The following is an 8811-nucleotide window of genomic DNA, read 5'->3' on the forward strand; positions in this document are numbered from 1 at the left end:
GCCGGTCGACGTCACGTGCCGAGCCGCGCCGGATGGCGGCTGCAATCGCCGGGCAGTTCGGCTAGCGTGCCCGCACGCCCCCGATGTCGCTGCTCATCGTCAGCCTGATCGCTCTGGCCGCCGGCCCGCTGCTGTTTCGCGCGGCGCGGGCGGCGCGCGGCTCGTTCGCCGCGCTCGACGGGTTCGTGGTGGTCGCGATCGCCGGCCTGATGACGATCCACGTCATCCCGCACGCGATCGCGGCGGCCGGGCTCGGCTCCATCGCGATGGCGCTCGTCGGCCTCCTCGGCCCCGGCCTGCTCGAGCGCACGCTGCGGCGCGCCGCGCGCCACACCCACACCGCGACCGTCGTGCTCGCGATCGCCGGCCTGACCGTCCACGCGTTCTTCGACGGCGTCGCGCTCGCGGAGCCGGCGTCGGGCCACGGCGCCCACATGCTGGCGGTCGCCGTCGTGCTGCACCGGCTGCCGGTCGCGATCACCGTGTGGTGGGTGTTGCGCCCGGACCGGCGGTCTCGCCTCGCCCTGTCGGCGCTGGCCGCGCTCGGCGCCGCGACCGTCGCCGGCTACGCCGCCGGCGACGCGATCGCATCGTTGCTGGCCGAGTCGTGGCTCGGCTACTTCCAGAGCCTGGTCGCCGGCTCGGTGCTGCACGTCGTGTTTCACCGGCCGCACCCGGACCTCGCGTCGCCCGCGACCGGCCGCTGGCGCATCTATGCCGGCGCCGGCGCCCTCGCGGCGCTCGGCATGGTCGCGGCGCTGTCCGAGACGCACCTGCCGCTGCACGCGGCTGCCGAGGGGCTCGACGTCGGTGCGACGTTCTTTGCGCTGGCGCTGGAAAGCGCGCCGGCCCTGCTGCTGGCGTTCGCGATGGCCGGCGTCGTGCAGGTGCTCCTGCCGCGGTGGACGCTGGCGTGGATGGGGCGCGGGCGCGCCCCGGCGCAGGCGCTTCGCGGGATGGTGTTCGGCCTGCCGCTACCGATCTGTTCGTGCGGCGTGATCCCGCTGTACCAGACGCTCGTGCAGCAGGCGGTGCCGGCGACCGCGGCGATGGCGTTCCTCGTCGCGACGCCCGAGCTGGGTCTGGACGCAATCCTCATCTCGCTGCCGCTGCTGGGCCCCGAGCTGACCGCGGCGCGGGTCGCCGCTGCCGCGTTCGCCGCGTTCGCCGTCGGCTGGTGGATCGGCCGGCTCGCCCCGGCGACCGCGCACGGCGCCCCGCCCGCCGCCGCACCCGCCGCGGGCGGCGAGAGCCTCGCGGCGCGCGTGCGCCGCGGCCTGCGCTTCGGCTTCGGCGAGATCGTCGACCACACGGGACCGTGGCTGCTGCTCGGTCTGGCGATCGCGTCCGTCGTCGAGCCGGCGTTGCGCGCCGACTGGCTCGCGGGGCTGCCGGCGGGCGCCGACGTGGCGCTTTTCGCCGTGCTGGGGATGCCGAGTTACGTCTGCGCATCCGGTGCCACGCCACTGGTCGCCGTGCTCATCCACAAGGGCGTGTCGCCCGGCGCGGCGCTCGCGTTCTTGCTCACCGGGCCGGCCACCAACGTCACGACCTTCGGCATCCTGTCGCGGCTGCACGGACGGCGAATCGCCCTCGCGTTCGGCACTGCGATGGCCCTGCTGTCGATCGGTCTGGGACTGCTCGTCAACGCGGCCATGCCGGCGGCCGGAGCCATCGCCCTGCACGAGGCGGCGCTCGAGTCGCCGAGCGCGCTCGAACTCGCGGCGCTCGCCGCGCTCGCGGCGGTGTTCCTCGCGTCGCTGTTGCGCCAGGGGCCGCGCGGCTTCCTCGGCCAGATCCTGAGCCCGTACGGGGACGCGGGCAGTTGCGATCACGACCACGACCACGACCACGACCACGCGTGCGACGCCCCGGGTCCCGCCGATCGCGACCGGGACGCGCCGCCCGCCCCGCCTGCCGCGTGAGTCCGCCGGGCGCCCCCCGGCGACCGGAACGCGACCTCGTGCGAACCGCCGGTGGGACGCGGCTGTCGCGCGAGCCGCCGATGGGGCGCTGCGCGCGCCACCCGACCGGCGCCGTCGCGCGCGTCCGACCGTCCCGCCCCCCAATTTCAAACGATTGCGCGCTGCACTCCCGGCAGGCAGCCGTCCACGGATTGCATCGGGTTGTTCAAGCATTGAACAGAACCTGAACGCGGCGTACGACCCTGCACCACGCTTTCTCGCTACATTGTGGTCGGCCTTTCGATTGCAATCGGTTGTCGACACCACGATCAGGCAGCCGCATTCCTTCCGGTGGTTGCCGCAGCCAAAACAGGGAGGGGGACGCCCGGGGCCGACGGAACTCGTTTCCGCCGGCCCCACTTTTCGGCCGCGCCCTCGCCGCGGCCGTCAGCCCTCGTCGCCCGCCCGGACCGCAGCCCTCAGCCGGCGCAGCCAATCGGCCAGGTCGGCTCGGGTCTGACTTTCCACCACGACCGTGCTCAACAGCGCGTTGAACCGGCGCGCGACCGCCTCCACCTCGTCGGCGGGCGCGTCCGCCACCACGTCGGCGAACGCCGCGAGCGCCGGCCGGTACCCGCAGAACGCGCGCACGAACGCGGCGTTCGCGACCGGTTGGCGCGCCAACAGCCGCTCGGCCAGCGCGTAGTCGTCTCCGTCGCGGCAAAGCTCCGCAATCCACCACAGCCGGCCGATCGCGTTGCTGTCCGGTCGCGTTCCCGGCCGCCAAAAGCGCGCGCGCATCGGCGCCCACGCGCGAAACTCCCACCGGTGGCGGACCAGCTCGGGACAGTGGACCACCGCGAGAAACCGCCACACGCCGGGGTCGGCCGCCTCGCGGCGCGAAAGCGGCAGCGCGCGGTGAAGCCGCGGCGCGGCCAGCGCGTCGAACGCCGCATCGTAGCGCGACGTCGCCGCCAACAGCTCGCGCACGACGCGATCGAACGCGGACAGGTCGATCCGACGCTCGCACGGTTCGACGAACGGCCGTACGTCGTCCATCGCGTAGCGAACGCCGTCGCTGCTCGCAAGTTCTCGCGTCACCAGTCGCGACGCCTCGTGACTGAGCCGGTAAAGGATCACTCCGCCCTCTCGATCAGGCGCGCCGCGTGCACCGCGACGTCCAGTTGCTCCTGCAACACGGCGTCGAGGCGATCGAGCACGCGACCGGCGTCCCCCTGTTCGCGTTCTTCGCGCAGCGCGGCGACGCGAGCCGCGTGATCGGTACAGTGCGGATACAGCGCCGGCAGAAACCGCTCCAGCACGCTGCGCTGCCACTCGAATGGCGGCTCGTCGCCGTCGCGCACCTGCTCGGCCGCCTCGACGAACAGCCGCGTCCACACCGCGTGAGCGATGCTGTCGAACAGCACGTCGCGGATCGCCGCCCGCGTGCCGACGTTCGCGTTGCTGTCGAGCGCCTCGCACACGCGCTCGTGGTCGAGGTTGAGCCACAACACCGGGCTGTCGCCGTCGCAATCGAGCTGATAGAGACTCGCCGGCGACGGAAACTGCGGAGGCCCGTAGTCGCCGAACCGCGCGTAGCGCACGTCGAGATACGCGCCGCGAGGATCGCGCAGGCGGTCGAACCGCAGCTCCCAGGGCCGACTGCCCGCGAGGCGAGCACCGCGCGCCATCGCGTATCCGTCGACTGCATCGCTCGCATCGCGCGTGCGAACGGCCAGCGCCACCACGTCGACGCTGCCGCGCGCGTCGCCGCGCCGAATGCGCGTGGCGGCGCGCGCCTTCCCGTCGCGCACATCGGCCCACGGGATGCGCACGGCGGTGCGCAGGCGCGTCGCCGGGCAGCGCACCGCGACGACGATCGCCACCGGCGGGTCCGCACGCTCCCCTGGCGGCAGGACCGCGTCGATCAGCGCGGCCGGAACGTCCAGCCGCCATTCGATCGTCGCTTCGTCGAACCGGTGCGCGGACAAATCGACCAGGTGGCGGTCCGCGCGCACGGCAGTGACCGTCCGCGCGCCGTCGATCGCGCACCGCTCGGGGGTGGCGACGACGCCGAACCGGTCGTACCGGTAGGGAAGAAACTGCTGGCGCTTGATCGTCTGGCCGCGCCCCATGTCAGCTGCCCCGGCCCGCGACCTCGAGCGTCAGCTCGCCGCGGCCGACCGCGTTGTCCGACAGCGTCGCGCTGCGCCCCGAGAACGCCACCTCGCGCGCGCCGTCCGCCGCGACGACGCGCGCGACCCCTGCGTGGATGTCGACCGACGTCGCACCGGCGCAGTCGTCGATGCGCTCGATCGGCACGTCCATGGCGGCGGAGCCGTCCTCGCCGCGCTCGAACAGCCGGATCGAACACTCCCACCGCTGCATCGGTTGCGCCGGCGCAACCGCCCCCGCGAACCGCCAGCGTCCTCCCTCGAACCGGGCCGACAGCCCCGAGAAACGAAACGCGCTGGCGCCGCCCCCGGCGCCGCCGGCGCGGCCGATCGGAAACCGGCGGCGCAGTCGGTCCGGCCCGGTGGTCCCCTGGCGGGGCCGCGGCACGACGAGTTCGCGCAGCGCCGCGCTGACCTGGGCCTTCATCGCCGCGAGCGCCTTCGCGTAGCCCCGCTTGTATTCGGCTTTGAGCGCCGCGGTCGTGGTCCAGTCGTCGTGGCCGGGCGGCTCCGCGGCGCGCAGGAACCGCTCGACGGCGCGGTCGGCATCCGTCGGCTCCTCCGGCTCGCGCGCCTCGCCGCAGGCGAGGACCGCGTGATACGGCCGCGCGCCCAGCGCCAGGCTGCGGCGGTCCCAATAACGCACCACCATGCCGGGCCCGCGGAACCACGCGACGTGCCCGAGCAGCGGATCCGCCCGGCCCTCGCGATCTTCGCGCGCGAGCCGCACGCACAGCCGCACGTGGCCGCGAACCGCACGCGCTCCGTCGCGCCGCGCCGGAACGTCGATCGGGATGTCGCGCACCGCGACGTCGCCGGGCTCGTCGACCGCGTCGCGGTCGCTGTGGCGACCGCGGTAGCAGTCGACGAACGGCTCGACCGGCGCGAGGTCGCGCGCGCTGATCAGGCGGCCGCCGGCCGGCGTGACGACCCACACGACCAGCGGGCGCCCCGGCATGGTCAGCGCGGGCCAGAACTCGCGCACGGTCGCGTCGCGAATGCGGGCCGCGAGCGTCTCGATGTCGGGTTCGTCGTCGCTCGTCGGATCGCGAAACCCGAGGATGAGCAGACTGGTCCCGGTGTGGTCGCCGCGGGCGAGGTGCAGGCGCTCGGCCAGCCGGCCGGCGGGCTGGCCCCAAACCGACTCGGCGCGCATCCCCTCGGCGGCGGCGACGGGCCGACCGAACCACCCCGGCCCGGAGTACCACCGCCGGGTGCCCTCCTGCACCTCGTGCGACGGCAACTCCGCGCGGCCGATCAGCCGGGGAGACCGCTGGCCGGGCGCGTGCTCGCTGAGATTCGAGTTGAACAGCACGGTGGACAGCCCGGAAAACGCCCACAACACTGACTTGCCGAGCCCGTAGCTGCCGCCGGCGCCGTCGCTGCGCTTGTGGCTGTACAAGGTGTCCTTGCACAGCGCGCGAAAGTGCGAGTCGCCGTGCAACTCGTCGCCGGTGAGGCCGACGGTGTTGCGGTCCTCCACGCACAGCAGCCGCAGGCGGCCACGCCTGCGAATGTCGTCGAGCGCGGCGGCGATCGCGCGACCGCCGCGCGTCCGCGCGGCCGCGCGCAGGTGGCGTTCGAGCTCCGGCCACCTGACCGCGTCGCGGAAGTCCGCCAGGTCGCCGCCGGCCAGTTCGACGAATCGGAAGTGGACCTCCGGGAACTCGATGGCCTGATCGTTCGCGTTCTGGAGCACCTCTCGGACGAACGTGGCGATGTCCTGGCGAAACGCGTGGCTGGCGGGTTCGCCGCCGCGGCGCGCGAGCGACGGGGGCAGCGCATCGAACACCCACCGCGGTCGCACCGCGTCGGGGCCGGGATCGCGTCGCGTCGCCACGGTGCCGCAGTGTACCGGCGGACCGAGGCGGGAACCACGGCCGCACGCGCGATGCCGGGACGCGGCGGCCGCGACATGACCGGGCCCGGGGACCTCGGACGCCAGCGTGGGGGAGAGCCGTCGGGGCGAGCCCGACAACCGGCAAACTCGGGTTCGAAATCGGCAACGAGCGGCAAAAACCCTCTTGCGGCCGCGCTCGGGATCGACTATACGTGAAGAACAAATCAGGCAGTTGTTTCCTTCCGGCAACTGCCGCTGCCACATAGGGAGGGGGACACGTGGGGCCGACGGGAAACCGCCGGCCTCACATTTTATTTTCGGCGGCGTGTGGCGCCGGACGCACGCGGCTGCTCCCTTCGCGTCGACTTCTCGGGGAGTCGCGCGGCCGGCGGGCGCGCCGCGCCGGTCGCGCGGGCGATGGAGGCCAGCCGGGCGGCGCCGAAAACGGTTGCACGGCTCCGCGCGGTCGCGTATATCCAGATCCACATATTCAGGCAGTTGTTTCCTTCCGGCAACTGCCGCTGCCACACAGGGAGGGGGACGCCGTGGGGCCGACGGGAAACCGCCGGCCCCACATTACGTTTGGCCGCGTCACGCTTGGCCGAGTCGGGCGCGCCTTCGCGGCGCGCGCGACGCCCCGGCGCGCGACCGAACCGGCGGCGCCGGTACCCAAATAATGCAGGCACAACTAATCGCAGCGCCTGCCGATCACAACAGCTCGAGCCGCCACCGCCCGTCCACCTCGACCAGGTCGACGCGGTGGCGCTCGCCGTCGGCGTCGACGATGGCGACGACCGCGCGTCCATCGCGCGCCTCGACGAGTTCGTAGTCGCGCGGCGGCGGCAGGTCGGCCGCGGCGCTGACCGCGATCATCTCGCGCGGCGAGAACCGGCGCTCGCCGCCGACGAGCTGCCCGGCGCGCGCGGCCCGCGCGTCGAGCGCCGCACGCGTCCGCGGTCCCAACAGCTCGTACAGCGCATCGCGGTCGCCCGCGCGCGCCGCGGCGACGAACGCGCGCACCGCGCCGACCGGCGAGTCGTCCTCGGCGCCGCACGCGCGCCCCGCCATCGCGACGGCGAGCACGGCGGCGAGCAACACGCTCACCGCGGTCGCCAGCGCTCGCCTGCGACCGCCTACGGCCATAGGCCGAGCTTGTCACGCACCTCGGCCATCGTGCGCGACGCGATCTCTTTGGCGCGCGCGGCGCCGCGCGCGAGCGTGTCGGCCACGCCGTCCGGGTCGGCTGCGAGCTGTGCCTTGCGCGCCTGGATTGGCGCCAGGTGCGACACGATGTTGTCGGCGAGCGCCGTCTTGCAGTCCTTGCAGCCGATCCCCGCGGTCGTACACCCGTCTCGCACCCACCGCTTGCACGCATCGTCGGAGAAAAACGTGTGCAGCGTGTACACGTTGCACTTGTCCGGATCGCCCGGGTCGTCGCGCGTGACGCGCGCCGGGTCAGTCGCGGCGCGCGCCAGCTTCTTGCGGATCGATCGCTCGTCTTCGCTCAGCGCGATCGTGTTGCCGATTGACTTGGACATCTTCGCCTTGCCGTCAAGACCGAGGATCTTCGGCGTCGACGACAGCACCGGTTCGGGCTCGGGAAACACCTTGCCCCAGCGGCGATTGAACGCGCGGACGATGCGGCGCGCGAGTTCGATGTGTTGCACCTGGTCGGCGCCCACCGGCACCGCGGTCGCCTTGTACAAGATGATGTCCGCAGTCTGCAGGACGGGGTAGTCGAACAGGCCGGCGTTGATGTTGTCGGCCTGGCGCTGTGCCTTGTCCTTGAACTGAGTCATCCGGCTGAGGTCGCCGAACGGCGTCACGGTGTTCAGGATCCAGCACAGCTCCGTATGCTCGGGCACCTGGGACTGGACGAACAGGATCGACCGCTCCGGATCGATGCCGCACGCGATCAGGTCCGTCACCATGTCGAACACGCGGCGGCGCATCTCCTTCGGCTCGTAGGGCTGCGTGATCGCGTGGTAGTCGACGACCGAGAACACGCACTGGTACTGGTCTTGCAGCGCGACCCAGTTGCGAATCGCGCCGAGGTAGTTGCCCAGGTGCAGCTCCCCCGACGGCTGAATTCCCGAAAACACCGTCTTCATTGAAAAACGTGCATAATCCGACACACTGGAAACTGCAACACGAACCCGGCGATTCTCGCCGCGATCGTGAACGCGCGTCGTCACAGCGTGAAGAAACGCCGCGCGCACCACGTCGTACCGTCACGCATGGAGGGCAGGTCATGAACCGTTTCACTTTGGGCGCCGTCGTCGCGGCGGCAGCCGTGTCGCTGTCGGCGAGCGCGTGCGTCGTCCGGGAGACGCGACCCGCCCGCGTCAGTGCGCAGGGCTCGCTCCACGTGCGCGCCACCGCGCCGAACCCGTATTACGTGAGCGCCGCACCGCCGCAGCCGCTGTACGAAGAGATGACGCCCGCGCCGGGCCCCGGGTATGTCTGGGTCGACGGCTACTGGCACTGGAACGGCTACGACTGGGAGTGGATCCCCGGCCAGTGGGTCGTGCGCTACGACGGCTACGTGTACATCGAGCCCTACTACGGGTTCGTCGACGGCCGGTACGTGTACGTGCCGGGCTACTGGGCGCCGCGAAACCGCCTGCCGCGCGGCGTGGTCGTTCGCGACCACCGCGACGGTCGCCCGCCGCGAGGTCGCTACACCGAAGAGGTGCCGGCCAATTGGGGCACGCCGCGGCCGCCGCGCGACCACCGGCGGCCTCCCGCGCGGCCGCCGGGCGGTACGGTCGTCGTCGACCCGGTTCCGCCGCGCCGCCCGCCCGCCGTCAACCCCGGCGACCACGGCCGCGTCGTCCCCCCGCCGCCCACTCCGCCGCGCCGCCCGCCCGCCGTCAACCCCGGCGACCACGGC

The 8811-nt window shown here is 72.8% G+C and carries 7 protein-coding genes; 2 read left to right on the top strand and 5 right to left on the bottom strand.

The genetic code is table 11. The features are described from left to right. Positions 1-83: 83 nt before the first annotated feature. Complete coding sequence (locus D6689_12340) at positions 84-1925, top strand: hypothetical protein (protein ID RMH40922.1); 1842 nt, start codon at positions 84-86, stop codon at positions 1923-1925. A gap of 426 nt (positions 1926-2351) precedes the next feature. On the opposite strand, the gene D6689_12345 is transcribed toward D6689_12340, so the two are convergent. The 5 genes from D6689_12345 to trpS all read right to left on the bottom strand — a co-directional run bounded on the left by D6689_12345 (position 2352) and on the right by trpS (position 8029). Continuing rightward, the gene (locus D6689_12345; protein RMH40923.1) at positions 2352-3044 is read right to left on the bottom strand and encodes a hypothetical protein; all 693 of its coding nucleotides are present in this window, start codon (positions 3042-3044) and stop codon (positions 2352-2354) included. Further along, positions 3041-4039, bottom strand: a complete 999-nt coding sequence (locus D6689_12350; protein RMH40924.1) for a hypothetical protein — start codon at positions 4037-4039, stop codon at positions 3041-3043. The genes D6689_12345 and D6689_12350 overlap by 4 nt, the downstream gene beginning before the upstream one ends. A 1-nt stretch (position 4040) precedes the next feature. After that, positions 4041-5918, bottom strand: a complete 1878-nt coding sequence (locus tag D6689_12355) for a hypothetical protein (protein RMH40925.1) — start codon at positions 5916-5918, stop codon at positions 4041-4043. A gap of 708 nt (positions 5919-6626) precedes the next feature. Then, positions 6627-7061 carry a hypothetical protein gene (locus D6689_12360; protein ID RMH40926.1) on the bottom strand — a complete coding sequence of 145 codons (435 nt, stop codon included), beginning with the start codon at positions 7059-7061 and terminating at the stop codon, positions 6627-6629. Further along, positions 7052-8029 (bottom strand): tryptophan--tRNA ligase, encoded by a 978-nt coding sequence (trpS, locus tag D6689_12365; protein ID RMH40927.1) that lies wholly within the window; start codon positions 8027-8029, stop codon positions 7052-7054. Before trpS ends, D6689_12360 begins: the two co-directional genes overlap by 10 nt. Positions 8030-8184: 155 nt before the next feature. Here trpS and D6689_12370 point away from each other — a divergent pair. Beyond that, on the top strand, positions 8185-8811 hold a 627-nt coding region (locus D6689_12370), incomplete at its 3' end, for a hypothetical protein (protein RMH40928.1).

This window comes from Deltaproteobacteria bacterium, assembly GCA_003696105.1.
Lineage (GTDB): Bacteria > Myxococcota_A > Polyangia > Haliangiales > J016 > J016.